The 26,053-nt window shown below is 32.3% G+C and carries 28 protein-coding genes; 15 read left to right on the plus strand and 13 right to left on the minus strand.

Annotation, left to right across the window (positions count from 1 at the left end; translation table 11 throughout):
• Positions 1–132: 132 nt before the first annotated feature.
• The 6 genes from AMD28_RS16825 to AMD28_RS16850 all read left to right on the plus strand — a co-directional run bounded on the left by AMD28_RS16825 (position 133) and on the right by AMD28_RS16850 (position 7,146).
• A complete protein-coding gene (locus AMD28_RS16825) occupies positions 133–1,230 on the plus strand; it encodes a glycosyltransferase family 4 protein (RefSeq protein ID WP_083478362.1) in 1,098 nt (365 codons plus the stop codon).
• Positions 1,227–2,354: a glycosyltransferase gene (locus AMD28_RS16830; protein WP_055445307.1), complete on the plus strand. Its 1,128-nt coding sequence runs from the start codon at positions 1,227–1,229 to the stop codon at positions 2,352–2,354. The genes AMD28_RS16825 and AMD28_RS16830 overlap by 4 nt, the downstream gene beginning before the upstream one ends.
• A 178-nt stretch (positions 2,355–2,532) precedes the next feature.
• The gene (locus tag AMD28_RS16835) at positions 2,533–3,273 is read left to right on the plus strand and encodes a transglutaminase domain-containing protein (protein ID WP_055445308.1); all 741 of its coding nucleotides are present in this window, start codon (positions 2,533–2,535) and stop codon (positions 3,271–3,273) included.
• Between the two features lie 96 nt (positions 3,274–3,369).
• Complete coding sequence (locus AMD28_RS16840; RefSeq protein ID WP_055445309.1) at positions 3,370–4,734, plus strand: O-antigen ligase family protein; 1,365 nt, start codon at positions 3,370–3,372, stop codon at positions 4,732–4,734.
• Positions 4,685–5,695, plus strand: coding sequence for a glycosyltransferase family 4 protein (locus AMD28_RS16845; RefSeq protein ID WP_055445310.1), 1,011 nt, complete (start codon positions 4,685–4,687; stop codon positions 5,693–5,695). Before AMD28_RS16840 ends, AMD28_RS16845 begins: the two co-directional genes overlap by 50 nt.
• A gap of 56 nt (positions 5,696–5,751) precedes the next feature.
• Positions 5,752–7,146, plus strand: coding sequence for an exopolysaccharide biosynthesis polyprenyl glycosylphosphotransferase (locus tag AMD28_RS16850; protein ID WP_055445311.1), 1,395 nt, complete (start codon positions 5,752–5,754; stop codon positions 7,144–7,146).
• Between the two features lie 149 nt (positions 7,147–7,295).
• On the opposite strand, the gene AMD28_RS16855 is transcribed toward AMD28_RS16850, so the two are convergent.
• Both AMD28_RS16855 and AMD28_RS16860 read right to left on the minus strand, forming a co-directional pair.
• Positions 7,296–8,456 (minus strand): lipoprotein N-acyltransferase Lnb domain-containing protein, encoded by a 1,161-nt coding sequence (locus AMD28_RS16855; RefSeq protein WP_055445312.1) that lies wholly within the window; start codon positions 8,454–8,456, stop codon positions 7,296–7,298.
• Between the two features lie 8 nt (positions 8,457–8,464).
• Positions 8,465–9,535, minus strand: a complete 1,071-nt coding sequence (locus AMD28_RS16860) for a putative type IX sorting system protein PorV2 (protein ID WP_083478364.1) — start codon at positions 9,533–9,535, stop codon at positions 8,465–8,467.
• A 287-nt stretch (positions 9,536–9,822) separates the two neighbouring features.
• On the opposite strand from AMD28_RS16860, the gene AMD28_RS16865 reads away from it, so the two are divergent.
• Positions 9,823–10,572, plus strand: a complete 750-nt coding sequence (locus tag AMD28_RS16865) for a CDP-alcohol phosphatidyltransferase family protein (RefSeq protein WP_055445314.1) — start codon at positions 9,823–9,825, stop codon at positions 10,570–10,572.
• Between the two features lie 3 nt (positions 10,573–10,575).
• Entirely contained in the window at positions 10,576–11,409 is an 834-nt protein-coding gene (locus AMD28_RS16870) for a TerC family protein (RefSeq protein ID WP_055445315.1), read from the plus strand.
• Here AMD28_RS16870 and AMD28_RS18440 read toward each other — a convergent pair.
• From AMD28_RS18440 to AMD28_RS16895, 6 genes are all read right to left on the minus strand, one after another.
• On the minus strand, positions 11,406–11,582 hold the full coding sequence (locus AMD28_RS18440) for a type II toxin-antitoxin system antitoxin (RefSeq protein WP_083478365.1): 177 nt from the start codon (positions 11,580–11,582) through the stop codon (positions 11,406–11,408). The genes AMD28_RS16870 and AMD28_RS18440 overlap by 4 nt on opposite strands.
• Before the next feature lie 45 nt (positions 11,583–11,627).
• Entirely contained in the window at positions 11,628–12,488 is an 861-nt protein-coding gene (locus AMD28_RS16875) for an SPFH domain-containing protein (RefSeq protein WP_055445316.1), read from the minus strand.
• Between the two features lie 173 nt (positions 12,489–12,661).
• On the minus strand, positions 12,662–13,402 hold the full coding sequence (gene lptB, locus AMD28_RS16880; RefSeq protein WP_055445317.1) for an LPS export ABC transporter ATP-binding protein: 741 nt from the start codon (positions 13,400–13,402) through the stop codon (positions 12,662–12,664).
• 75 nt (positions 13,403–13,477) lie between these two features.
• Entirely contained in the window at positions 13,478–13,828 is a 351-nt protein-coding gene (locus tag AMD28_RS16885) for a carboxymuconolactone decarboxylase family protein (protein WP_055445318.1), read from the minus strand.
• A complete protein-coding gene (gene tatC / locus AMD28_RS16890) occupies positions 13,821–14,663 on the minus strand; it encodes a twin-arginine translocase subunit TatC (protein ID WP_055445319.1) in 843 nt (280 codons plus the stop codon). Before tatC ends, AMD28_RS16885 begins: the two co-directional genes overlap by 8 nt.
• Positions 14,663–15,628 (minus strand): KpsF/GutQ family sugar-phosphate isomerase, encoded by a 966-nt coding sequence (locus AMD28_RS16895; protein ID WP_055445320.1) that lies wholly within the window; start codon positions 15,626–15,628, stop codon positions 14,663–14,665. The genes tatC and AMD28_RS16895 overlap by 1 nt, the downstream gene beginning before the upstream one ends.
• A gap of 198 nt (positions 15,629–15,826) precedes the next feature.
• Between AMD28_RS16895 and AMD28_RS16900 the strand changes: the two genes are divergently transcribed.
• Positions 15,827–18,028, plus strand: coding sequence for an ATP-dependent DNA helicase RecQ (locus AMD28_RS16900; RefSeq protein ID WP_055445321.1), 2,202 nt, complete (start codon positions 15,827–15,829; stop codon positions 18,026–18,028).
• Between the two features lie 92 nt (positions 18,029–18,120).
• On the opposite strand, the gene AMD28_RS16905 is transcribed toward AMD28_RS16900, so the two are convergent.
• A complete protein-coding gene (locus AMD28_RS16905; protein ID WP_055445322.1) occupies positions 18,121–18,555 on the minus strand; it encodes a hypothetical protein in 435 nt (144 codons plus the stop codon).
• A 332-nt stretch (positions 18,556–18,887) separates the two neighbouring features.
• Between AMD28_RS16905 and AMD28_RS16910 the strand changes: the two genes are divergently transcribed.
• From AMD28_RS16910 to AMD28_RS16930, 5 genes are all read left to right on the plus strand, one after another.
• Positions 18,888–19,820 (plus strand): peptidylprolyl isomerase, encoded by a 933-nt coding sequence (locus AMD28_RS16910; RefSeq protein ID WP_055445323.1) that lies wholly within the window; start codon positions 18,888–18,890, stop codon positions 19,818–19,820.
• Positions 19,821–20,044: 224 nt separating this feature from the next.
• Positions 20,045–20,494, plus strand: a complete 450-nt coding sequence (locus tag AMD28_RS16915) for a hypothetical protein (protein ID WP_055445324.1) — start codon at positions 20,045–20,047, stop codon at positions 20,492–20,494.
• 127 nt (positions 20,495–20,621) lie between these two features.
• Positions 20,622–21,326 carry a tetratricopeptide repeat protein gene (locus AMD28_RS16920; RefSeq protein ID WP_055445325.1) on the plus strand — a complete coding sequence of 235 codons (705 nt, stop codon included), beginning with the start codon at positions 20,622–20,624 and terminating at the stop codon, positions 21,324–21,326.
• A gap of 56 nt (positions 21,327–21,382) precedes the next feature.
• A complete protein-coding gene (locus tag AMD28_RS16925; RefSeq protein ID WP_055445326.1) occupies positions 21,383–21,928 on the plus strand; it encodes a YfiT family bacillithiol transferase in 546 nt (181 codons plus the stop codon).
• Positions 21,929–22,032: 104 nt separating this feature from the next.
• The gene (locus AMD28_RS16930; RefSeq protein ID WP_055445327.1) at positions 22,033–22,215 is read left to right on the plus strand and encodes a hypothetical protein; all 183 of its coding nucleotides are present in this window, start codon (positions 22,033–22,035) and stop codon (positions 22,213–22,215) included.
• Between the two features lie 52 nt (positions 22,216–22,267).
• Here AMD28_RS16930 and AMD28_RS16935 read toward each other — a convergent pair whose 3' ends face one another.
• Genes AMD28_RS16935 through AMD28_RS16945 form a run of 3 tightly spaced genes read right to left on the minus strand, consistent with a single transcriptional unit; the run spans position 22,268 to position 24,860 of the window.
• Positions 22,268–22,903, minus strand: coding sequence for a hypothetical protein (locus AMD28_RS16935; RefSeq protein ID WP_055445328.1), 636 nt, complete (start codon positions 22,901–22,903; stop codon positions 22,268–22,270).
• A gap of 2 nt (positions 22,904–22,905) precedes the next feature.
• Positions 22,906–23,895, minus strand: coding sequence for a phosphotransferase (locus AMD28_RS16940; protein ID WP_055445329.1), 990 nt, complete (start codon positions 23,893–23,895; stop codon positions 22,906–22,908).
• A gap of 23 nt (positions 23,896–23,918) precedes the next feature.
• A complete protein-coding gene (locus tag AMD28_RS16945; protein WP_055445330.1) occupies positions 23,919–24,860 on the minus strand; it encodes a LysR substrate-binding domain-containing protein in 942 nt (313 codons plus the stop codon).
• A gap of 104 nt (positions 24,861–24,964) precedes the next feature.
• Here AMD28_RS16945 and AMD28_RS16950 point away from each other — a divergent pair, with 104 nt between their 5' ends.
• Complete coding sequence (locus AMD28_RS16950) at positions 24,965–25,444, plus strand: Dps family protein (protein WP_055445331.1); 480 nt, start codon at positions 24,965–24,967, stop codon at positions 25,442–25,444.
• Positions 25,445–25,536: 92 nt separating this feature from the next.
• Here the strand turns inward: AMD28_RS16950 and AMD28_RS16955 are convergent, their stop codons facing one another.
• Entirely contained in the window at positions 25,537–25,992 is a 456-nt protein-coding gene (locus AMD28_RS16955) for a DUF2141 domain-containing protein (RefSeq protein ID WP_055445386.1), read from the minus strand.
• Positions 25,993–26,053 lie beyond the last annotated feature (61 nt).

Below are 26,053 nucleotides of genomic sequence, written 5' to 3' on the forward strand. Positions count from 1 at the left end.
GTGTTTTTCCTCTACGCGTGTTTTTTACTCTAAACCCGTTTTTCACCATAAGTTTTATATTATCAGATTACCAAGTGCCAATGCCACTCGCAACAACAACAACACATTAATAATGAAGAATACCATATACCATTGAAAAATAAACACATACTAATAGTTACTTCCGAGTTTCCACCACAACCTGGAGGCATAGGAAATCATGCGTACCATTTGGCTTTGTCTTTGTGTGCAGCAAACTATAGTGTGCAGGTTATTGCAGACCAACGCTCCTTAACCGGAGCGGAAGAAGCGGTATTTGATAAAACGCTACCTTTTACCGTAGTTAGAATACCACGTTACCAACAACGGTTTAAAATGTATGTAAAACGCATCGTGGCGACCAATAAAAGTTTTTCTAATGCCTCGCATGTGATAGCAACCGGTAAGTTTTCCCTTTGGAATGTGGCATTTATTAGGCTATTTAAACGAAGAAAAACACTAGCTGTAGTGCATGGAACTGAGGTCAATTTTAAATCGGTTTCCTTGAAAAAGTCCATAGATCTGTCTTTAAAACAAATGGATACTATTGTTGCTGTTTCTACCTATACAAAAAGCTTGATGTCCCATTTAAAAAAAGACGTTGTGGTGATCCCAAACGGTATTCAGCTGGAAAATTGGACCACAGAAAACCTGCATGAAATTATAGTAAAAGGAAACCCTGTATTAACAACAGTGGGTAGAGTGAGTAGTAGAAAAGGACAACTACAAGTGATTCAACAAATCCCAGAACTGTTAAAACAATTTCCAGAGCTACAGTATCATTGTATAGGTATTCCTACCGAGGCAGCAGATTTTTTGGAAAAAGCGAAAGCCCTAGGCGTGGCATCGCATATTACTTTTCATGGCAGTGTTACCGATATCGTTTTAAAACAAATGCTTTTAAAAACAGATGTGTTTGTAATGCTAAGTACCGAAAGTAAAACTGGAGATGTGGAAGGTTTTGGTATCGCTATTTTAGAAGCAAATGCTTTAGGTATTCCAGCTATAGGATCTGTAAATTGTGGTATTGAAGACGCTATTAAACCAAATGTTTCGGGGGTTTTAATTGATGCTGAAAATACGGAAGCATTTAAGAAAGGAATAGAAAGTATATTACAAGCAAAAGAAACCTTTGCTGTGGAAGCAAAAAAATGGGCAAAACAGCATGATTGGTCCACAATAATTAAACGTTATATCGCTTTACTATCATGAGAACATTAACGATTATTTCACATACAGAACATTATAAAACACCAGATGGAACTATTGTTGGTTTAGGATCTACGGTTACAGAAATAAACCATTTAATAGCTGTTTTTGATCGCGTAATACATGTTGCTATGCTGCATGAAATTCCTGCGCCACCTAGTGCATTGCCATATACTTCCAATAAAATAACCTTTGTGGCATTACCAGCAGTAGGCGGAACAAAAATAAAAGATAAATTAGCGATCCTTTTTCAAGCACCTAAAATAGTAGCAACGATAAAAAAAGCCATTAACCAAACCGATTATTTTCAATTTCGAGCACCAACAGGAATTGGTGTTTTTGTTATTCCGTATTTAATGTTTTTTAGCGCCAATAAAGGATGGTTTAAATATGCCGGAAACTGGAAACAAGAAAATGCGCCATTAGCATATCGTTTGCAACGTTGGTTATTAAAAAAACAAAATAGAAAAGTAACCATAAATGGCATCTGGCCAGACCAACCAAAACAATGTCTTACTTTTGAAAACCCGTGCTTAACAGATGCTGAGGTAGCTCTAGGACAAACCATCATTAAAAATAAAGTGTTCGATACTACCTCTCTTCATTTTTGTTTTGTTGGTAGATTAGAAGAAGAAAAAGGAGTAGGCGTATTCATTGAAGCTTTTAAAAGGCTAACGGAAACAGAAAAACGTAGTGTGCATGCGATTCATATTGTTGGGGACGGAAAAGCAAAGCAGAAATATATAGAGACTACTAAAAATAGTGGTTTACCATTTCAATTTCATGGTTTTCTGTCTCGTAGTGATGTACATAACATATACAAAATAGCACATGCCATTGTGTTGCCATCTGCATCCGAAGGTTTCCCAAAAGTAATAGCAGAAGCTATGAATTATGGCTGTTTGCCTATCGTTTCTAATGTTTCTTCTATCGGACAATATGTACAATCGGATGGGAATGGGTTTTTATTAGATACCATTTCTGTAGATAGTCTTGTGGTTGCTTATAGAAAACTGTTGTCTTTAAATGCGAACCTTTTTAATGAAATGGGGCAAACCCAAGGTGCATTGCAAAACAAATTTACCTATGCGTACTATAATAGTAGAATCACTAAAGAACTATTATAATAATGGATGTCTCATTTTTAGTGTATTAATGCTTGTTAATTTTGCAAAACATTAGGTCTAACAAAAAAAAAATTTTACATTTAGCGCAAAGCTATCCAATTAATTTATCTGAATGATTTTAAAAAAAGTGTCATGGTTCTTTAAACGACACCATTTTCTATATATAACGCGCTTTAGGTTGCTTTCAAGAAACTCTAGTATTGCAGATATTGCTAGTTGCTCTTATAATCAATGCAATACAGAAAAAGACATTCCGAATAGCTTTAAAGAAGTTAATCATACTATTTTTAAAGAAGGTAAGGCAACTTCAGATTTGGAAATTATTAAACAATTGAGTGTTTGGTTACAAAATAATATTAAAGGAGGTCCAGGGTTGAGTGAGCCTTCGGATGCAGCTTTGCAAATCATGCTTGCCGGTAAAGGAGGGGTTTGTAGTGATATGGCGCAGATTTTTAATAACTTTTGTGTGATTAATAATATTAAAGTACGAGAGTGGGGAAACACAAGAGCGCCTTTTAATAAAGAGTTTGGCGGACATTCTTTTAATGAAGTTTTTATTAAGGAATTAAATAAATGGGTGCTTATTGATGTGTACGGAAGTCTTATGTTTTATGATGAAGCATCGGTACCATTATCTGTTATAGAACTATACCAAAGCGTGCGAAATAAAAAGGAAATAACGTTTAAAAGCTTTGCTACAGGTAGAGAAGTGGATCATGCGAATGTTATAAAAAACTATTTAGACCCAGATACGACACCCTTTTTAATTTGTAAGTATTCCAATAAAACCTACGATGCCTTTTTAGGTCTATTCAGACCACATGTTCCTGTTTTTATAATACACTTTATGGTGTTTCTTTTAGGAAAAAGCTATCACTACCGATTTCCTTTAGATGATTATAAAAAAATATATTCCTAACTACATATACTTAATATTCCATTACCTATTGTTTAATTGTGGTTTTGTTAGCTTATTTTTACTTTTTATACAATTTAGTAATTAATTACACTTTTTTTGAAGACTAATATTACCTATATAACAGTTATTGGATTCCATGTTCTTCTTGGAATACTTATCTATTTTAATGAAAGTTTAGCGAAGGTGTATTTTTTTGGAGCATTGTTCTATTTTTTGTACCGTGTGATTCTTTCACCAGATCATTTAAAAACCTTTGAAGTATTAAAAGCTTGTGCTTATTTTGTAGGTGCTGAGGTGTTGTTTAGAACCACTAGAGGTTCCATTTCTTATGAAGCGGCAAAGTATTTGGTGATTGTATTTATGGTAATAGGGATGTTTTATAAAGGGCTTTCTGGTAAAGGCTATCCTTATTTTATTTACCTCATGTTTTTAGTGCCATCTATTTTTGTTGCCTCTACCACATTGAGTTTTGATGCCAATTTTAGAACGAATATCGCTTTTGTCCTCAGTGGTCCGGTTTGTTTGGGAGTTGCTGCTCTTTTTTGCTATGATAAAAAAGTAAGTATAGGCCAAGTACATAAAATATTGTTGTATATGGTTTTGCCTATTATTACAAATACCATATATATCTTTTTTTATAACCCTAGTGTACGGGAAGTCATCTCTAATACCGGTTCTAATCGAGATAGCTCTGGAGGTTGGGGTGCCAATCAGGTGGCTACTATTTTAGGTTTGGGCATGTTTGTCATGGCGATACGAATTTTCACCAAATCGCCTACAGTATTTTTAAAGGCTTTAAATATTATTATATTTTCAGCGATTTCCTTTCGTGCTATTGTGACCTTTAGTCGCGGTGGTGTTATTACGGGTATTATTGCAATCATAGCCTTTTTGGTGATGTATTTTCTGAAAGTGTCAGCAAAGCGAAAGAACGAAATTGTAATGATGGGTTTGGTGTTTCTATTTAGTATGGTGGGCACCTGGGTGATTAGTTCTAGCCAAACCGATGGGTATATTGATATGCGTTATGCAAATGAAGACCACTTAGGACGAGAGAAAAGTGATGTAACCACCGGTAGAGGGCAATTGTTTGCGGAAGAACTAGAAGGTTTTGTGACACATCCTTTTTTCGGAATTGGTTCTAGTAGGGCTAAAGATGCTCGAATAGAAAAAGAAGGACAAGGAGTTACCTCCCATAGTGAAACCAGTAGACTGTTAGCAGAACATGGGATGTTTGGTGTGGTGATATTATTGATATTAATTTTTAAACCCTTAGAGTTTCGGTCTAGAAATAAAAGTAGTTATTTTTTCTATGCTTTTTTATGTTTTTGGTTTGCTACTGTAAACCATTCCTCTATGCGGCTAGCAACTCCTGCATTTATTTATGCATTGGCTCTATTAAATGTAACTTATGAAAAAAATCCTATACATAGGAAACAACTTAAAAAACAAGAAGGCTAACACATCTACCATCCAGGTTTTAGGAAATTTGTTAGAAAAAGAAGGATACACATTGTATTACGCGTCTTCAAAAACGAATAAAATTTTGAGATTGCTAGATATGGTAAAGTCCTGTGTAAGCCTATCTAAAGAAGTCGATTTTGTACTTATAGATACCTATAGTACTACGAACTTTTATTATGCACTAATAGTTGGTCAAATTTGTAGGGCCTTAAAATTGAAATACATTCCAATATTGCACGGGGGGAATTTGCCTTCTCGATTAGATAGTAGTCCGTTTTTATCCGATTTAATATTTAAAAATGCCTATAAAAATATTTCCCCTTCGGTATACTTATTAGAAGCTTTTAAGAAGAAAGGCTATGAGAATATAGCATTTATTCCGAATACCATCGAAATTGAAAAATACCCGTTTAAAGCACGAAACTTGGAAACCATAGAGCTACTTTGGGTGCGATCTTTTTCTAAAATATACAACCCAAGCTTAGCCATTGATATAGTAAAAAGATTAAAAGAGGAAGGGATACCTGCAACGCTTTGTATGGTTGGTCCAGATAGTGATGGTACTTTGCAAGAAGTGAAACAATTAGCCAAAACCTTAAACGTAGCCGTTACGTTTACGGGGAAGTTACCCAAAGAAGAATGGATAAACTTGTCTGAAAAATATACTGTTTTTATAAATACAACGAACTTTGATAATATGCCCGTAAGTGTTATAGAAGCTATGGCATTGGGTTTACCTGTGGTTTCCACAAATGTTGGAGGAATGCCTTTTTTAATGGAAAATAACAAAGAAGGAATACTAGTAGAAAAAGGTAATATAGCGGATTTTGTTTCTGCTATAAAAGGATTGGTAGATGCACCAAAGAAAGCTGAAATAATAGCTAGTAATGCAAGAAAAAAAGTAGAAACTTTTGATTGGGAAATGGTAAAATTGAAATGGTTTAAACTACTTGCGTAAATGCTTGGATTTTTATCTTAACTTATTATCTTTACCTTAAGGTTTCCCCTAACTACATGACTAAGAAAAAAGACATTCATTTTAATATTTCAGAAAGAAAAATACTCCTTCGTGTTTTCGATTTAGTGTTTATTTTTGCTGCATTATATGGTATTGGTCATTTTTTTGAATTTGATTATTTTTATATTACTAGTAAGAATTGGTCTTGGAATTTAATCTTGGCGTTGTATATTTCTGTTTTTGGGACCGTATTTGAATTATACGATTTACAAAAAGCAAGTAAACCAGAATCGGTTCTTGCTAATATTATTTTAACCTCTTCGGTTACCGTACTGTTTTATTTATTTACTCCATATTTCACACCTTTTCTTCCAGAGAATAGAATACAGATTTTTTATTTCTATTTGGCAATAAACGTAGCTTTAATTCTTTGGAGACTCGCGTATATTAATTTTATAACCTCTCCAAGATTTTATAAAAAAGCACTAATAGTAGGAGAGATTTCTAATATTCAACCCATAATCGATGCCTTTAGAGGTGCTGATCCAAATTATAAAGTTTTAGGATTTATTAATTGCGAGGAAAAAAGCACGGAAACCATTAATGTTAAAGGCATTAAAGAGTATCAGCCAAACCAGTTATATGATATTATTGCTAAAGAAAATATCTCTGAGATAGTTGTAGCTAGTTATAATTCGGAAACCATTACTCCAGAAATTTATCATGATTTAATTACCCTTTTAGAAAAAGGTTTTCCTATTAAAGAATATACACAAGTGTATGAAGACATGACCTATCGTGTTCCTGTGCAATTTGTTGGGAAGGATTTTTATAAGTATTTTCCTTTTAGTAGAAGTAATCAAAATAAGTTGTATCAATTTTTTCATCGTTTTTTTGATATGTTTTTCTCTATTGTAGGAATTGTATTAGGTGCTGTTATTTTACCACTAATATTATTGGGTAATTTAATAGCCAATAGAGGTTCTTTGTTTTATTTACAAGAACGTGTTGGTAAAAATGGCCATACTTTTGAGATCATTAAGTTTCGAACCATGATAAAAGATGCCGAAAAAAATGGTGCAGTATGGGCAACTAAAAACGATGCTAGAGTAACTTTGTTTGGTAAATTTTTACGAAGATCTAGATTAGATGAAATACCTCAGTTTCTTAATATACTTAGAGGGGATATGAGTTTAATTGGTCCTAGACCAGAACGACCTTACTTTGTAGAAGAGTTATCTCAAGTAATCCCTTTTTACGAAACGAGACATATTGTGAAACCCGGACTAACAGGTTGGGCGCAAGTAAAAGTTAGGTATGGTTCTAGCGTAGATGATAGCTTATTAAAATTACAATACGACTTGTATTATATTAAGCATAGAAGCTTCTTTTTAGATGCTAATATTATCGTTAAAACCTTAAGTACTATGATCTTCTTTAGAGGGCAGTAGTGGAGGGGAAACCAAATTCTAAATTCCCAAAAAAAAAACAAATTCCAAAAAGGCTAGTTTTAAAATAGCTGCGCATTATAGATTCGATGCTCCTCCGATTCTGTAAAAAAGGAATACACCTCTCTTTAGTTTCAATGATGAGCGGTTAATTACCTGCTTTTAGTAAAATAATATACTAAATAGATGTATCTAATTGCTAAAGCTAGTAGTAGTGGTATAAGTCCGAAAGCAAATCTTTGCACGCCTGATATCCAATGAAATGTTAATAAGCACAAGAGTATAATAAGCAGTCTCAGGTATTTAATAAACCAGGCTTTTGGTTGCGCTTTTAATGTTTGACCTATTACAAATACGTTTAGAGCGAAAGCCCATAATAAGTTGTAGTTATTAGCGGTTGCTGTATGGTCTGTTGCAAACCATAATAGTAAAATAAATACACCAATACTTCCAGTAATTAAAAAGATACCAAAGTCTAGCCATTTACTTCTATTTCCTTTTTTATAGTCGGTATAGGTAATAAAAAGCATGAAAATACCTAATACCCCAAAAGCAAATATCGGGCTACCGAAAAAGTTTTGTTCTTGCTTTTCTTCCGTTTTACTATACACGATATTCGATTGCTTTACTAAACTGGTATTCGTACTTTTTAAGGTCGCAGTTTCAAAAAAGGAATGTATATATTTTGGTAAAAACATATACTGATACTGTGTTGCTTGTTTGTCTATTATTGATCCTAATGCAATATCAATACCAAAGCTTCCCCAAGAATTCCAATATAAATTTTGCTGGATTAAATCTCTAAAAGTACTTTTGTCTAAAGTTTCAATTTCATTAAAATGAATATTATTATTGGTAATTTCTTCAGCTACATCTCTAATTTTTGTTGCACAATTGTCGTAAAAGAAATCGTATAAATACTCTCTGTTTTGCGGAAGTGCATTGGTTTCTAGAAAAGCATGCATGTCTTGCTTTTCTTTGGTAGTTAGATCTAAAACTTGTTCTCTTATAGATCTGTTTTGGCTTTTGTAAAAGTCAATAACCGCGTAGGTATTACTAAAACCTTGTGAGTAAAGCAGTTTTCCTCTTGCAAAATTCAAGTAAAAATTTGGATCGCTAAATGGAAACCTTCCGTAATCATAAACCACATCGTTATACGGCGTTTTAACACGAATACCATTATGTCCAAAAGCATCGTTTAATGATGTTCCTGGTCCTATGGTTAAAACACTTATTTCGGTGTTTTCGTAGGCATTTTGTGCTTGGATAAGTACAAAGGAGAAAAAGAATAGAACTAGATATAGTTTTTTCATATACGAAACTATCTAAAACAACTAAAATCAATTTTTAAAGAAAACACGTTGGAGTATAGGGCAACACTTTGGTCACCAATATCTGTAAAAGCGTAATCTACCTGAATGCAATTGTATTTAAAACCAATTCCAATACTTGGCTGAAAGCTTGTTTTTTCAGAATTATCTATTTGCGTTTCATTTTGAAAATTACCAACACCACCTCTTAAGTACACCATGTCTAAGTAGCCAACTTCAAATCCGGCAGAAGGCGTAATACTTGCAAATGAAGTAGAGATTAAGTCATTGTTTTGTTCAAATCTAATATTTAAATCCACCTCTGCAAGGATGGAGAAATCGTAACGATATATAAATTTTTTAGCAACACCAAATTGTAATTTTGGTATGGTAAGCTCTGTGGTTTCTGGTAATTCTTGATTTTGTCCTTCTACGGCATCTTGTACTTTAGCAAACTCGTCTTCATCAATTGCCCAAGAATTAAAGGTGGTGGTTATATCTCTTGCCATAAGTCCGAATTTCCATTCGTTCTTCGTTTCAAACTGCACTGCTGCATCTAAACCAAATCCCCAAGAATTGGCGAATTTACCAATAACACGACGAATTACTTTTGCATTGATCCCATAATTAAAACCAGGAATAGGAAGCTTTCTAGAATACGAAAAAGTGACACCATAATCTGCAGTAGAAAATAAACTAACTCGGTCATAGTTTATGTTTCCGTCGTCATCAATTAATTGGGTTGTATTTAAAATATCATCTACAGCAAAACGAATCAACGAAACACCAATGGCGCTATTATTATCTAAAGGCATTGCAAATGCAGCATAATCATAACTAGCAATATTTGCAAAGTAGCTAGAGTGCATTAAAGCCAATTGTTTGTCTTCAATATTTACTAATCCAGCAGGATTCCAATAGCCAGAATTTACGTCATGCGAGTAAGCGGTTACTGCGTTGCTCATTCCTAAGGCAGCAGCATCCACACCAATATTCATGAACTCATTAGAATATTTTCTAACCGTTTGTGCAGAAACTGTGACACAAAAAGTTAATAGTAATATAGTTAGTAGTCTTTTCAAGGATAATTTTTTTTACAAATATGCCATTATTTTTCAACATATTAAACTTGAAAAAGCAATAGATATTGTTTAATACTTTTTATAGTTTGCATATTACACGATATAATAAGGAGGTTATTTTCTTTAAGAAAGGTTAGAAATCTAAGTATAGCAATAGGTGCGATTGGTTTTTAATAGTTATTAGAAGAGATATAACAACACGTAATTGTAATAAAATGCGTGTATAAATAGTATAACTTTTGTTTTAGACGAAAATAGTTTGCTATTTTTACAGCTTATATTCAATTATGCAACTAAAAAGCTACATTCCGAATTTTATAACCTTATTAAATTTATTCTGCGGATGCATTGCAGTAATTTTAGCAGTAAACAATTTGTTTGTTGCTTCGGCAGTATTCGTGTTTCTTGGAATATTCTTTGATTTTTTTGACGGATTCTTCGCTAGAAAACTAAATGTGCAAAGCGAATTAGGCGTACAATTAGATTCTCTAGCAGATATGGTAACTAGTGGTTTAGTACCAGGTATTGTGATGTACAAATTGCTTTCGTTAGCTAGCGATACTCCTGGAGTAGCATTTTCTTCGTGGAGTTCTTTTATGCAATGGGAAAGTTTTAAAATTGTTCCAATAGCCTTAGTAGGTTTGTTTATTACTATGGCTTCTGCCTATAGATTGGCGAAATTTAATATAGATTCTGACCAGCAATCTTATTTTAAAGGGCTACCAACACCAGCAAATACATTACTAATTATTTCTTTACCGCTTATTTTAGAGTTTCAAAATAGCGACGCTATGAATGCTATTATATTAAATAAATGGTTTTTGTTAGCAGTAACTATCTTAAGCTGTTACTTATTAAATAGTTCTATAAAACTCTTTGCTTTAAAGTTTAAAAATTACAGTTTTAAAGACAATGCAATACGTTATATCTTTATGCTTTTAAGTTTGGTCTTTTTAGTGGTGTTGCATTTTGCAGCAATCCCTTTAATTATCTTACTTTACATTATTTTATCTTTATTAAACACTAAAAACATTTAACTAATGGCTGGAATTATTTTTACGTTATTCATGCTAATCATGCTTCAAGCAGTATTAGGATTTGATAACCTTTTGTATATATCATTAGAATCTAAAAAAGCACCAGAAGCCGAGCAAAAGCGCGTGCGAAAAGTAGGAATACTAATCGCTATTGTTTTGCGTATTGTCTTATTATTTGTACTCGTTTCTATTATTGATTTTTTTCAGGAACCTTTTTCTTTTTTAACAGGAGAGATAAAAGACATTATCCAATTTGCTTTTAATGGACATAGTTTAATTGTCTTAGCGGGTGGAGCATTTATTATTTACACCGCTATTAAAGAAATTTGGCACATGATTTCTACATCTGGACTTACAGTTGCCGAAATGGCATCTGGTAAAAGTACCAAATCAGCAAATGCGGTTATTACCAGTATTGTAATTATGAACTTGGTGTTTTCTTTCGATTCTATCTTAGCAGCCATTGGTCTTACTAGCGATATAGAAAGCAGTACCACCGCATTTATTGTTATGGCAATTGCTATTGTGATTAGCGGATTGTTAATGTTGATTATGGCAGATAAAATTTCTACGTTCTTATCTAAAAATAGAATGTATGAGGTGTTAGGACTTTTTATCTTATTTATTGTGGGAATAATGCTAGTTACCGAAGGTGGTCATTTAGCACATTTAAAACTCTTTGGAAACGAAATTGTTCCTATGAGTAAAACAACATTCTATTTTGTGTTATTTATTTTAATCGTTGTAGATGTGGTGCAGGGGAGATATCAAAAACGACTTACGGCAGAAAAAGCATTACTGGAAGTGCAAAAAGGAAAAGAAGCAAAAGATATTTAATCGTTTTGCTCCGTATTTCTTTTTTTTGGACTACGCTTTGCCTTTTTTAGACTTTCATTAAGCATCCATTCGATTTGACCATTAGTGCTGCGGAATTCATCCGCAGCCCATTTTTCAATAGCTTTGATCATATCTTCATTTATTCGTAATGCAAAAGCCTTCTTTTTAGCCATTTAAAGTATTAATTTTCTTAATAAATTTATCTGTAAATATATTCATTATTGATTTAAAGTACCTGTATTTAAAACAGGAGACGCCTCTTTATCGCCACAAAGTATCACCATTAGATTACTTACCATTGCAGCTTTTCTTTCATCATCTAAATCTACAATATTCTTTTTGCTCAATTCATTTAATGCCATTTCTACCATACTAACAGCACCTTCTACAATTTTATGTCTTGCAGCAACTATAGCTGTAGCTTGTTGCCTTTTAAGCATCGCGCTAGCTATTTCTTGTGCATAAGCTAAATATCCTATTCTTGCTTCTAACACTTCAATTCCTGCAATAGATAAACGTTCGTCAATTTCTTTTTCAAGTGCTTCACTAACTTCATTTACACTAGAACGTAAGGTGATGTCTTCTACATGACCTTCGTCTGCAAAATTATCATAGGGATACATGCTCGCTAGTTTTCTAACGGCTGCATCTGTTTGTACTCTAACAAAGTTTTCATAATTATCCACATCAAAGGATGCCTTGTAGGTATTAGTAACGCGCCAAACTAAAATAGTACTAATCATTATTGGGTTTCCTAATTTGTCATTTACTTTTAAACGTTCACTGTCAAAATTACTTGCTCGTAAAGAAACGGTTCTTCTACTATACAAAGGGTTTACCCAAAAAAGTCCGTTTGATTTTATACTACCAATATATTTTCCGAATAAAAGTAAAACTCTAGAATTATTTGGGTTTACAAGTACAAATCCTTTAAATAGTATAATTGCAAGGATTAGGAATAATGCATATTCCGGATTTTCAGTTGTAAAAGTTAAATAGATACTACTAACAATTAGTGCAATAGTAATTGCTAAAATGAAATAGCCATTAATTGGTTTGATTATTTTTTCTTGGTCCATGTAGTTTTATTTAAAATGATATTATTTTGATATCATAAAGATATATAAAATTTTGATATGTTGGCTGTTTTTTTTAAAATTTAATGGAATGTCTATTTTCTAATAAAACAAAACAGCTACACTCTTAACTTAAGAGTATAGCTGTTTCATTATAAATTTATGGAAGCTTGTGTTTAGAAATCTAGCTTCGTTCTACGTAATTCAAAATTCTGACCTAAATATACTTTACGTACCATTTCGTCTTCTGCTAGTTCTTCTGGTTTTCCTGCTTTTAAAATACCACCTTCAAACATTAAGTAGGTTCTATCTGTAATAGCAAGTGTTTCTTGTACGTTGTGGTCTGTAATAAGAATACCAATATTCTTTTTCGTTAGCTTGGCTATAATACGTTGAATATCTTCTACAGCAACAGGATCTACACCTGCAAAAGGTTCATCTAATAAAATAAAATTTGGATCGGTAGCAAGCGCGCGAGCAATTTCGGTACGTCTACGTTCCCCTCCAGAAAGTAAATCTCCTCTACTTTTACGAATATGCCCTAAACCAAATTCTTCAATAAGCGATTCCATTTTATGCAACTGTTCTTTCTTGCTTAATTTGGTAAGTTGTAGTACACTTAGAATATTATCTTCAATACTTAATTTTCTAAAAACCGAAGCTTCTTGTGCTAGATACCCAATTCCGTTTTGTGCACGTTTGTACATTGGGTATTTGGTAATATTAGTATCTTCTAAATAAATATTTCCACCATTAGGCTTAATAAGTCCAACAATCATGTAAAACGAAGTTGTTTTTCCTGCTCCATTTGGTCCTAAAAGTCCAACAATTTCTCCTTGATTTACTTCTAAAGAAACGTCTTTTACCACTTTTCTTCCGTTATAGGACTTCATTAAATGTTCTGCTCTAAGTTTCATGGGGTATATTTATTGTTGTTAAAAATAGTAAAAACCAAAATACTACGGTGTGTACACTAGTACTTTAAGTAAAGTTTAACCTTGTACTTCTTCTAAAAGATCCCAATATTCGTATGCTTTTCGTAAATGTGGAATCACAATAGTACCACCAACTAAATTCGCTATACTTAAAGATTCCACCACTTGTTCTTTGGTTAATCCTTCTTTATGGCATGCTTCTAAATGGTATTTTACACAATCATCACAACGTAAAACCATTGAGGCTACAAGACCTAGTAACTCTTTTGTTTTTTTATCTAGAGTGCCTTCCGCGAAAGCGTTAGTGTCTAAATTAAAAATACGTTTGATTACCTTATTATTATCTGCTAGAATTTTATCATTCATTTTAGAACGATATTCATTAAATTCGGTTACTATATTAGACATGCTTTTTAATTTTATTATCTGAAGATTTTTTAGCTTCGTTTTTAACTACAATTTTTGAAATATAAATACTTACTTGATACAGTATTAATATGGGTATGGCAACAATAATCTGACTTGCAATATCTGGAGGTGTTATAATTGCTGAAAGAATTAGTACGATTACTAATGCGTATTTTCTATATTTTTTCAGGAATTGAGGCGTCACTAAACCTACTTTAGTTAAAAAGTAGATAATGATAGGAAGCTCAAAAATTAATCCGGAAGCGATAACAGTTGCTCTAACTAAACCAATATAACTTGCTAAATCGAAATCGTTATGTACTTCTTGACTTACCGAGTAGGTTCCTAAAAAGTTTATCGATAAAGGGGTTACTATATAATATCCGAAAAGGACTCCTAGAAAAAATAAGAAAGAGGAAACAATAATAAAACCTTTTGAGTGTTTTTGTTCATTTTCATGCATTCCCGGACTTATAAACGACCATAGTTGGTAGAGTATGTATGGAAAGGAAACAATAAAACCAGCATAAACCGAAGTCCATAAATGCGCAGAAAATTGTCCGGCAAGGGTTCTACTTTGAATTTCAAACGGAAAGCTTTCTCCGCAAAAAGAGGAGTTTTCTATTCCTATTAATTGACTTGCGCTGCATAACCATCTGTAGGTTGGGAAAGACATTTCTTTTGGTCCAAGAATAATAACGTCAAAAATAAAACCTTTAAACAAAAAAGCCACAATACCACAAAGTACTACTGCAATACTGATGCGAACTAAATGCCACCTTAAATCCTCAAGATGATCTAGAAAAGACATCTCGTTTACATTTTTTTTAGCCATTATAAAATTCCTTCTCTTATTAAATCATGTACATGTACCACTCCTGCAAATTTACCATCGTCTTCTACTAGTATTTGCGAAATGCCGTAGGTTTCCATAACATCCTTAGCTTCCACAGCCATTGCGTTAGCATCTATTCGTTTTGGATTTTCACTCATAATGTCTTTTGCAGTAAGTTTAGAAAAATCGTCCACTTTGCTTAACATTCTACGTAAATCACCATCGGTAATAATTCCTATAATTTTTTCATCTTCAACTACAGCGGTTACACCAAGCATTTTTTCGGTAATCTCCACAATTACTTGTTTAATACTTGTGTTTGGGGATACTTTTGGTTTTTGGTTTACCGAAGATATATCATGTACTCGTAAATATAATTTTTTACCTAAAGCACCTCCAGGATGGTATTTTGCAAAGTCTTTACTAGAAAAACCACGTAATTCTAATAAGCAAACCGCTAAAGCATCCCCAAGAACTAATTGTGCTGTTGTGCTAGTAGTAGGAGCAAGATTGTTAGGGCAAGCTTCTTTTTCTACATAAGCGTTTAAAATATAATCTGCTTGTTGCCCCAAAAAGGAATCTTTATTTCCTGTAATAGCAATCATTTTATTACCAGCATTTTTTATTAAAGGAACAAGCACTTTTATTTCTGGTGTGTTTCCACTTTTAGAAATACATATAACTACATCATCTTTAAGGATTAATCCTAAATCTCCATGAATGGCATCTGCAGCATGCATAAAAATAGAAGGCGTACCTGTAGAGTTTAATGTAGCAACAATTTTTGTAGCTATAATGGCGCTTTTGCCAATTCCTGTAATAATAACCCTACCTTTTGCATTATACATAAGGTTCACAGCAGCTGCAAAATCATCATTAACTAAACTAGATAAATTTAAAATTGCTTTGCTCTCTAACTCAATAGTTTGCTTAGCTGTAGATATAATAGAATGTGTATTGCTCAAAATTTATGAGTTTTTTAAGTTGTTGCTAGTAAAGATTTTTTTATCTTTAATGTTGGTCAATATTATTACAATTTTCTTACAGTAAAAATGTGATGCAAAGTTAACTAAAAATTAATGAGCTTGATTATATACACTACTAATTAATAGCAAAAATAAATTAGTGTATTTTTATTATAATTTTAATATTAAAAACAATACATGTCAATTATTGAAAAAGACTTACACGTCTCCCTAAAAAAGTATTTTGGATTTAGTAAGTTTAAAGGATTACAAGAAGATGTAATACAAAGTCTTTTGTCAGGCAAGAACACATTTGTTATCATGCCAACAGGAGGAGGTAAATCTTTATGTTACCAATTACCAGCATTAATGCATGAAGGTACAGCAATAGTTGTTTCTCCTTTAATTGCTTTGATGAAAAATCAAGTAGATGCCATACGAAGTGTTTCTGAACACGATGGTGTTGCTCATGTTTTAAACTCTTCCTTAAATAAAACGGAGGTAAAACAAGTAAAGCAAGATATTACAGATGGTGTTACGAAACTATTATATGTAGCTCCAGAATCTTTAACAAAAGAAGATAATGTAGAGTTTCTTCGTTCTGTTAAGATTTCATTTATGGCTGTAGATGAAGCCCATTGTATTAGTGAATGGGGACACGACTTTAGACCCGAATACAGAAACTTAAAAAGTATTATTGAGCGTATTGGAGATAATATTCCAATTATTGGTCTTACAGCAACTGCAACGCCAAAAGTACAAGAAGATATATTGAAAAATCTTGGTATGCCGGATGCTACCACTTTTAAAGCATCCTTTAATAGACCTAATTTATATTACGAAATACGACCAAAAACCAAAACCGTTGATGCCGATATTATCCGTTTTATTAAACAAAACGATGGTAAATCGGGTATTGTTTACTGTTTAAGTAGAAAACGGGTGGAAGAACTTGCGCAAGCTTTACAAGTAAATGGTATTAAAGCAGTGCCATATCATGCAGGTTTAGATGCCAAAACAAGATCGAGACATCAAGATATGTTTTTAATGGAAGACATTGATGTTGTTGTTGCTACCATTGCTTTTGGAATGGGAATTGACAAACCAGATGTTCGTTTTGTAATACATCATGATATACCAAAAAGTATAGAGAGTTATTACCAAGAAACAGGAAGAGCAGGACGTGATGGAGGAGAAGGACACTGTTTAGCTTACTATGCATACAAAGACATAGAGAAGTTAGAGAAATTTATGTCGGGAAAACCGGTTGCTGAGCAAGAAATTGGTCATGCTTTATTACAAGAAGTTGTGGCATTTGCGGAAACTTCTATCTCTAGAAGAAAATTTATTCTTCATTATTTTGGAGAAGAATTTGATAATGAAACTGGAGAAGGAGGAGACTTAGATGATAACGTTCGCCATCCTAAAAAACAGCAAGAAGCTAAAGAACAAGTAAAACTAGCATTAGAAATTGTTGCTAGTACCAACGAAAAATACAAGTCTAAAGACTTAGTAAATGTTATTACAGGTAATGAAAATGCCTTAATAAATTCACATAAAACCAACGAACAGCCCTTTTTTGGTAAAGGTAAAAGTTACGATAAAACCTATTGGATGGCTTTAATTAGGCAAGCACTTGTTGCTGGTTTATTAAAGAAAGATATAGAAACCTATGGCGTTATCATGCTAAAGGAAGGTGGGAAAGATTTTATTAAGAATCCGACGTCTTTTATGATGACCGAAGATCACGTTTTTAACCAAACAACAGACGATTCTATAATTACTGCAGCCAAAGGAAGTGGCGCAGTTGCAGATGCCACGTTAATGGCAATGCTAAAAGATTTAAGAAAGAAAAACGCAAAGAAACTTGGTGTACCGCCATTTGTTATTTTTCAAGATCCATCTTTAGAAGATATGTCTTTAAAATATCCTATTACTTTAGAAGAACTTTCTAATGTGCATGGTGTTGGAGATGGTAAATCTAAAAAATATGGTAAAGATTTTATTGCACTTATTTCTAGTTATGTAGAAGAAAACGATATTATTCGTCCAGACGATATGATTGTTAAATCTACAGGAATGAACTCTGCATTAAAACTTTATATCATTCAAAACGTAGACAGAAAATTACCATTAGATGATATTGCTTCGGCAAAAGGAATGGAAATGGCTGCATTTATAAAAGAAATGGAAGCTATTGTGTTTTCAGGAACCAAGCTAAATATTGATTATTGGATTAATGATCTTTTAGACGAAGATCAGCAAGAAGAGATTCATGATTATTTTATGGAATCGGAAACGGACAAAATAGATGCTGCAATTGATGAATTTGATGGCGATTATGATGATGAAGAATTACGTCTTTACCGAATTAAGTTTATTAGTGAAGTCGCAAATTAAGACTTTAATATACCGTAGTAAGTTATAAATAATTAAGAGTAATCACAGGATTGTGTCTTTTCTATTCTATAGAAGAGAGTTAAAAAAAGACATTACTCTTCATTTTTTACCGTAAAAACAACTTCCTTTTTCTTAATAATAAGGGTTAGTTGTTTCATTGTAGATCTCTTTAGGTTCTCGACAGCCGATTTTTCGATCTCAAAATCAATCTTGGTAACATAAGCATCTAATGGTGTAGCTGGTTCCGATTCAAATTCTAACATATCTGAATTTAGCTCTAAGGTATAATCATTACCTTCAATGATAATTTTGGCACCTGCTTTTGTTTTGATTTTTAAGCGTCCAATTATAAAAGACTGTAAGTAATAATAACCACCAAGTTCGTTATATCCAACGTAAATTAAGTTGTTGTTAGAAATCCCTAAAGGTGCATCTTCACTAGATTTCAAGATGGTTTCGATGTACTTATCATCTTCTAGTTTGTCTTCCTTTTGGTTACTTCCAAATAGCTTCGAAAAAACGCTCATATAATTTATTAATTTGATTTCAAAGCTAAGAAAATTTTAAGTGAATTTATAAAATAACGATGCATTTTGTGTGGAATCTTCAGAGTTTTGCTTTATAATTTTCAGTAATTACAGCCTTTATTAATTGTAAAAATCTGTATCAAAAATAAGGATACCTACCCTATATCATATTACTTCAAGTATTAGATGCTAATAGAAACGCATTTGCAATAACTCTATGGATTAGATGCTGTTAGAAGCATATTATTCCTGTCGTTATTCAAAAAATGTTATTCGTTATTCATAAATCTCAAATCATTCCCTATCTTTGCACTTTATTAAAAAACAATAAGATGCAAGACGGATTATACGCAAAATTTAATACAACAAAAGGCGAAATATTAGTAGCTTTAGAATATCAAAAAACTCCAGGGACGGTAGGTAACTTTGTTGCTTTAGCAGAAGGAAACCTAGAAAACAATGTAAAAGCACAAGGGACTCCTTATTATGATGGTTTACAATTTCATAGAGTAATTCCAGATTTCATGATTCAAGGAGGTTGTCCTCAAGGAACAGGAACAGGAAATCCAGGATATAAATTTGCTGATGAGTTTCATGCCGATTTAAAACATGATACTCCAGGAATCTTATCTATGGCAAACGCAGGACCAGGAACAAATGGTAGTCAGTTTTTTATCACACACATTGCAACACCTTGGTTAGATAATAATCATACTGTTTTTGGAAAAGTGGTAAGTGGACAAGATGTAGTAGATGCTATTGCACAAGGAGATGCTATTGAAACTTTAGAAATAGTAAGAGTAGGAGCAGAAGCAGAAGCTTTTAATGCTGTAGAAGCTTTTAGAACTTTTGAAGGATCTCGTGAAAAACTTTTAGCAGATGCAAAAGCAAAACAAGATGCTGCATTAGATGAATTAGCAGCAGGATTTACTAAAACCGAAAGTGGTTTACGTTACCAAATTTTACAAGAAGGTAGTGGTGCAAAAGCAGAAAAAGGAAAAACAGTTTCTGTACATTATAAAGGACAATTAGCAGACGGAACCGTTTTTGATTCTTCTTACAAAAGAAAAGAGCCAATTGAGTTTCCATTAGGAGTAGGTCAAGTTATTTCTGGATGGGATGAAGGTGTTCAACTTTTAAAAATTGGTGATAAAGCTCGTTTTGTAATTCCTAGCCATTTAGGTTATGGTAGCGCAGGAGCTGGAGGAGTAATTCCACCAGATGCAACACTAATTTTTGATGTAGAGTTAATGGATGTGAAATAGAGTTCACTCAAAATAAATTTAAAAATCGCCTCATTTCAAATGAGGCGATTTTTTTTGTTAAATAACACTCGATGAAATGTATTATTTTTCCTTCAATAAGAGGATATTTCGGTTGAAGTGCATAGAGCTGTTTTTTTTCAAATTAATGGCTTAAATTATTTTTTGTAAGGTCTTTAAATTCCTAACTTTGAACCGTAATTGTATTAATCCCAAATCTATACAGTATGAAAAGTGTTAAAGAAACAGGCCTATATTCCGAAGTTTTAAAAGAGCTAAATTATACTTTTGCAGATGTTTTTATCTTTGCAGGTTTTGTGATATCCGAAATTAAAGAAAATGTAAATTTTACATTAGAAAACCATGGTAAAGTTATTATTGAAGATATTGCCAATTATTTAAATACGGGTACAAATGGTATGGATATTATTTATATTTCTAATAGAGTACATCCCTATACCATAATAGCAACAGATTGGTTGAAATTTTATAGAAATAGATATAGTTTAAAAGGATATTATGTGGTTTTAGGAGCGCATAAAAGTAGTATGATTAATACTGTTTTTGAAAATATGTTTTTAAATTCTAAGATAAAAAAGTTTATATCCTTACAAGATGCCGTGGGTAATGCAAAAGAAGAATTAGCAGATATGCCTTTAAGTGTTTCATCCAATTAAGAGGTTTAAAATGAATTTACATTATTAATGTATATGCCATAAATAGTAACAAATTGTAATAATAATCGTCTCATAAATATAATGAGACTTTTTTTTGCTCTATATGTTATACTAAATCCATCAAAAAATGAAAACTAAAATTGTAATATTCTCCTTCTTTCTAGCAATCATTACTATAAGCTGTTCCAAAAATGTAAAATATACTCCTGAATTTATAAAGGAAACGTCTGGTAAATACTTGTATAACCAAGATGATGTAATTGAAGTGTTTTATGAAAATAATAAGCTGTTTTTAAAGTGGCGAGGAGCAGATAAAATAGAGCCAGTAATTATAGATGAAAACACTTTTTTTATAGTAGATCTATATAAAAAACTGCGTTTTGTAAAACATCTAGAAACAAACAAACAGTACTTGTCTATTGTAGCAGAAGATAATGAGAGCAATATTACCTACGATTATTTAAAAGTTACAGATACTTTTAAAACACCAAGTATGTATTTAAAGAATGGCGATTATAAAAATGCGCTTGCTGGTTTTTTAGAAATTAAAAAACAAGATTCAACAAGTGTACTCATTAATGAAAGAGAATTTAATACGCTTGGCTATGCGTTGTTAAGAGATGAAGAATACCAAAATGCTATAGATGTGTTTCAAATGAATGTGGCATTAAATCCGGAAAGCGATAATGCTTACGACAGTTTAGCAGATGCCTATTTGCGCAGCGGAGACAGTTTGCAAGCCTTTAATAATTATAAAAAGGCATTAACATTTAATAACCGAAATAAAACAGCTAATAGATTTGTTAAAGCCTATTCTGAAAAGAAAGAATAACGATTAAATTTTAGAATAATGACACTTCTTTTAATGTGCTTTTTCTATATTTAAGGATGATACATTCAGACTTAGAAAAACTTAGATTTCCTATAGGACCATTTCATTGTCCAGAGTATATAAAAGCACAACATATTGAAGAATGGATTGCTGTATTAGAACATTTTCCTAATCGGTTAGAAAATCTGGTTGCTTCCTTAAATGATGAACAACTAGATACCGCATATCGATTGGAAGGTTGGACGATTAGACAAGTAATACATCATCTTGCAGATAGTCATCATCATAGTTACATTCGTTTTAAATGGGCTTTAACGGAAGATAATCCGGTTATTAAATATTATTACGAACAGCTTTGGGCAGAATTAGATGACGCTAAGAATGCGCCAATTGAAATGTCTATACTCCATTTAAAAGCAGTTCACTTAAAACTGGTGTATCTATTGAAAAATTTGACTGAAGCAGATTTAAACAAATGTTTTATTCATCCAGAACATAATGAAGAAGTGCCTTTAAAAAAGAATATAGGTATTTATGCTTGGCATAGTAAGCATCATTTTGCACATGTTGAAAATGTAATGCAACAGAAAGGTTGGCTTTAGGAAGTTGTATCTGTATGATTAGTAGCTTGTTGTTGGTTATGATTTAAGGTAAATTATGTAACAAATATTTAATACATAATACTAATTATAAAAATCACAATAACATGAAAAAAATAACGAAAAGAAAAACATTAATTCTAATATCTATTGGAATGTTTGTTATTGCGACTTCTCAAATACTTTCTCAATTTATGGGATTAACGGATTTGACGAAAGGCGCATTTATGGGAATTGGCATCGGACTATTACTTACCCCTATGATTTTTGAAAAATTTAAGACTGCTTAATAGCCTTTTATTTTAAGAATCTGTAACCAAATAAAACATCCTTATTGGGATTTTATTCACACAAAAGATTATAATCCGCTACTAATTCCCTGATGTTTTCTAACTTGTATAAATCATTATCTAAATAAAGAACTATTTCGCTACAGTCTGAAAAATATTTTTTAGCATTTAAAATGAAATTATTAAAACTATTTGGATCCACTATTAATGTTGCTTTTTGTTCTTTATCTCTTATAATAAAGAATTGCGTATCATCATAATATGTCGTAGTTGATGGAGAATAATGATTTTTTGATGGAGAGTTTTGATTTACATGAGGTGTGCTATAGCTGTTTAAAACAGTTCTTGTATATAAATTTGCTTTTCCGCGAACAGCGAGTTCCATTAGAACGGATTTATTCTTTTTTATAGGAATATATTTATAATGTACTGTTGCAAAATATGCATCTCCAAAAATCACTTCATCAACGCTTTCACTTCCGTATTTTTTAGTAGTTCCTTTTTTGTTTTTTTTATATTTAAATTCGGTGCTTCCAATCGATATTAATCCTCCAGAGTGTTTTGGGAATTTCACCAAACCTCTAAGGGATTCACCATTTTTTAATATGACTTTTGCGGGTGTCCATTCATATTGTGCATGAACGGAAGAAAAGAAAAGTACAGCAAGTAGTATTAGAATGTTTTTCAAGGTTATTGGTTGTTTTTCGTTTTATAATAATCCATCCAAACTCGTATTCTACCTACAAACATTTTAAGATAGTTTTCGCTTAAAAATATATTAGACCAATCAAATCGTTGTGCTTGTACGCCTAAATAGAAAATAAATATAGAGGCTCCAGCATCTGGTATTAAAGCCATTTCTTTATCCGATAATTCGCGTTGGTTTCTATATCCCTTTAAAAAACGGGCTACTTTTTGCTCGTATATATCTTTGTTGGCTTCAATAAAAAATAATTGTTTGCAAAAATAGCCAACATCTAGAATGAATAAACCGTTTCCACAATTATCAAAGTCGAAAATAGTAATCTCACTTTCGTTTTTGACACTTAAATTATCGTACCAAATATCGAGATGCACAATTCCTGTTTGGTTTTCTTGTGCTTCAAACTGCTCAAAGTTTGTGGTAATGGTTTTGCCTACTTCTTTAATCCATTGCATTTCTTTTAAATCTTCAGCAAAAAAGGCGTTCAAATAATTGTAGGATTGCTCTACAAGCACTTTGGCAGTATAATCCACACGATCCATTTTTTTATTCGCGGTAACGTTATGCACTTTTGCCATAAGTTCACCTATAGCAAAACAGGTGTCGTTATTCATAAATCGCATTTTCTCGCCTTCTGCAAAAGTGAAAAGTACTGCATAGCGTTTTCCTTCTGGAGCATTAATTACGTGAATTAATTTTCCGTTGGTATCTGCAACAGGAGAAGATACAGAAAGGTTATTGTCTTTAAGTAACGTAAGTAGTTTTAGTTCTTCTTCAATTTCTGTTTTAGTTCGCCAGTTATAACAATATACTCGAACGGCATATTTTGTGGTTGCGTTAGATAAAAAATAAGTGTGGTTTATCCCTGTTCTGAATAGTTTACATTCAAAATCTGGTGTTAAATTGTATTTTTCAATGATAAAATTACCCAACTCTTTTTCAGAAAGGGTAGAAGTGGTTACCGGAAAAGTATGCATTGTAAAGCCTTAATTTTTGGCGATTATTTTTTAGGTAAAGGACTAATGATTTCTACATTTTGAAATGCAATTGCTCCTCTAATAATTCCTGCAATAACATCTTGTAACGCTTCAATGATTTGCATTTTAAGTTCGCTTTTATGGTATATCATACTTACTTCTCTTGCTGGAGAAGGATCATTAAAATAGTGTATGTTTTCTTTAGCCTTGTCTTGCATGTCTAAAGTGTGTAAATATGGTAATAAGGTCATGCCTAGTCCTTCGTTAGATAGCTTTATAAGGGTTTCTATGCTTCCGCTTTCTAATTGAAAATGGTCTTCTTTACGATCCTTAAACGTTTTACATAAATTAATGACACCATCTCTAAAACAATGTCCGTCTTCTAGTAAAAGCATGTCGTCGATCTCTAAATCGGAAGTACTAATTTTCTTTTTGGTGTGTAATCGGTGGCTTTGTGGAATGTATCCTACAAAAGGTTCAAAATAAAGAACACGTTCTTTTATGTTTTCGTTTAGTAAAGGTGTTGCAGCAATTGCAGCATCTAAATGTCCTTCGTTAATTCTATAAATAATTTCTTCGGTAGTAAGCTCTTCAATAATAAGCTTCACTTTTGGATATTTTTTTATAAACGTTTTTAAAAACATAGGAAGCAGTGTTGGCATGATAGTAGGTATAATTCCTAATCTAAATTCGCCTCCAATAAATCCTTTTTGTTGGTCTACAATATCTTTAATTCTATACGATTCGTTAACGATGTTTTTTGCTTGGTTTACAATCTTTCTACCAACGTTTGTAAGTTCTATAGGTTTTTTACTTCTATCAAAAATTAGAATATCTAATTCGCTTTCTAGCTTTTGTATTTGCATACTTAATGTAGGTTGTGTAACGAAACATTTTTCAGCAGCTTTGGTGAAATTCTGATTTTCGGCTACAGCCAAAACGTAGTATAATTGTGTAATTGTCATCTATATCAATTTAGACTATAAAAATATAAAAACTATCAATAAAACTTATACTGAAAACTATTAATTATTGAATAAATTTGTAGAACAAAATAAAAGCAAGAATTATGACACTAAATAGTATAGGATTAGACTCAAAAATCACAAAAGAATTAGCACAAGATTTAAATGGTTTGTTAGCTAATTTTCAAACGTATTATCAAAATTTAAGAGGTATACATTGGAACATTAAAGGACGCGGATTTTTTGATCTTCATGTAAAGTTTGAAGAATTATATACAGACGCGAATATGAAGGTAGATTTAATTGCAGAACGTATTTTGACTTTAGGGGAAACACCGTTGCATACTTTTGAAGATTATAGCAAGCATGCTAAAGTTCCTGTTGGAAAAAATATATCTCAAGATACAAAAGCAGTACAATTAATTGTAGATTCTTTGTCTGCATTGTTACAAATAGAGCGTGCTATTTTAGATAAAGCAGGTGATGCTAATGATGAAGGAACAAACGCTATGATGGGGGATTTTATTGCAGAACAAGAAAAAACAGTATGGATGATGAAAGCTTGGTTGAATGAAACCGTCTAAGTAAATGTTATTCCCTAAATAACGGATTGATGGTTAGTGATAAAGCCACGAGAACTTTGTGTTTCGTGGCTTTTTTTTGCTTTTTAGAAGTATTAAATACGAATCGTAATATTTAAATCTTCGTTTTCTTTTACAATAAGTTTTGCAAGATCAAAAGTTGGTGGTCCGTAAAGAATAGGGTTGTTAGACATGCCGTAGTTTTCTTTAGGCATTCCGTTTAGTTCAAAGTCCATTTTTTTATTATCATTTTCATCGTGCACACACATAATAGCATAGGCACCTGGAAGTATATTTTTGTAGGTAACAATTACCGTGTTTCCAACAATGGTGGTTGCTGCTGTTTGAACTCCTTCTTTTCCTTTCATAAAAGTAGTTTCATCATGTAAGCTTGCTAATATTTTTCCGTTTGTGTTTCTAATATTTTCCACGGTAACGGTAATGGTGTTTCCTGTAGTTTCGTTTTGTGCTTGACTACTTAAAGTAGATGCAATAAATAATGCTATTAGTACTATAGATTTACTTGCCGATGTTAATTTGTTATTTTTCATTAAGAAGTTCATGGTGTATGTTTTATTGGTTACTATGTAAAGGTGCTGTAAATAGAAAGGG

The organism is Lacinutrix himadriensis, assembly GCF_001418105.1.
GTDB lineage: Bacteria > Bacteroidota > Bacteroidia > Flavobacteriales > Flavobacteriaceae > Oceanihabitans > Oceanihabitans himadriense.

Bases quoted from the DNA above. Each gene is read 5' to 3' on its own strand.
- AMD28_RS16830 (WP_055445307.1), top strand. From the start codon at position 1,227: ATGAGAACATTAACGATTATTTCACATACAGAACATTATAAAACACCA.
- AMD28_RS16930 (WP_055445327.1), top strand. From the start codon at position 22,033: ATGAAAAAAATAACGAAAAGAAAAACATTAATTCTAATATCTATTGGA.
- AMD28_RS16885 (WP_055445318.1), bottom strand. From the start codon at position 13,828: ATGTCTAATATAGTAACCGAATTTAATGAATATCGTTCTAAAATGAAT.
- AMD28_RS16920 (WP_055445325.1), top strand. From the start codon at position 20,622: ATGAAAACTAAAATTGTAATATTCTCCTTCTTTCTAGCAATCATTACT.
- tatC (WP_055445319.1), bottom strand. From the start codon at position 14,663: ATGGCTAAAAAAAATGTAAACGAGATGTCTTTTCTAGATCATCTTGAG.
- AMD28_RS16875 (WP_055445316.1), bottom strand. From the start codon at position 12,488: ATGGACCAAGAAAAAATAATCAAACCAATTAATGGCTATTTCATTTTA.
- AMD28_RS16845 (WP_055445310.1), top strand. From the start codon at position 4,685: ATGAAAAAAATCCTATACATAGGAAACAACTTAAAAAACAAGAAGGCT.
- AMD28_RS16900 (WP_055445321.1), top strand. From the start codon at position 15,827: ATGTCAATTATTGAAAAAGACTTACACGTCTCCCTAAAAAAGTATTTT.
- AMD28_RS16945 (WP_055445330.1), bottom strand. From the start codon at position 24,860: ATGACAATTACACAATTATACTACGTTTTGGCTGTAGCCGAAAATCAG.
- AMD28_RS16905 (WP_055445322.1), bottom strand. From the start codon at position 18,555: ATGAGCGTTTTTTCGAAGCTATTTGGAAGTAACCAAAAGGAAGACAAA.
- lptB (WP_055445317.1), bottom strand. From the start codon at position 13,402: ATGAAACTTAGAGCAGAACATTTAATGAAGTCCTATAACGGAAGAAAA.
- AMD28_RS16850 (WP_055445311.1), top strand. From the start codon at position 5,752: ATGACTAAGAAAAAAGACATTCATTTTAATATTTCAGAAAGAAAAATA.
- AMD28_RS16855 (WP_055445312.1), bottom strand. From the start codon at position 8,456: ATGAAAAAACTATATCTAGTTCTATTCTTTTTCTCCTTTGTACTTATC.
- AMD28_RS16910 (WP_055445323.1), top strand. From the start codon at position 18,888: ATGCAAGACGGATTATACGCAAAATTTAATACAACAAAAGGCGAAATA.
- AMD28_RS16925 (WP_055445326.1), top strand. From the start codon at position 21,383: ATGATACATTCAGACTTAGAAAAACTTAGATTTCCTATAGGACCATTT.
- AMD28_RS16955 (WP_055445386.1), bottom strand. From the start codon at position 25,992: ATGAAAAATAACAAATTAACATCGGCAAGTAAATCTATAGTACTAATA.
- AMD28_RS18440 (WP_083478365.1), bottom strand. From the start codon at position 11,582: ATGGCTAAAAAGAAGGCTTTTGCATTACGAATAAATGAAGATATGATC.
- AMD28_RS16950 (WP_055445331.1), top strand. From the start codon at position 24,965: ATGACACTAAATAGTATAGGATTAGACTCAAAAATCACAAAAGAATTA.
- AMD28_RS16870 (WP_055445315.1), top strand. From the start codon at position 10,576: ATGGCTGGAATTATTTTTACGTTATTCATGCTAATCATGCTTCAAGCA.
- AMD28_RS16940 (WP_055445329.1), bottom strand. From the start codon at position 23,895: ATGCATACTTTTCCGGTAACCACTTCTACCCTTTCTGAAAAAGAGTTG.
- AMD28_RS16915 (WP_055445324.1), top strand. From the start codon at position 20,045: ATGAAAAGTGTTAAAGAAACAGGCCTATATTCCGAAGTTTTAAAAGAG.
- AMD28_RS16865 (WP_055445314.1), top strand. From the start codon at position 9,823: ATGCAACTAAAAAGCTACATTCCGAATTTTATAACCTTATTAAATTTA.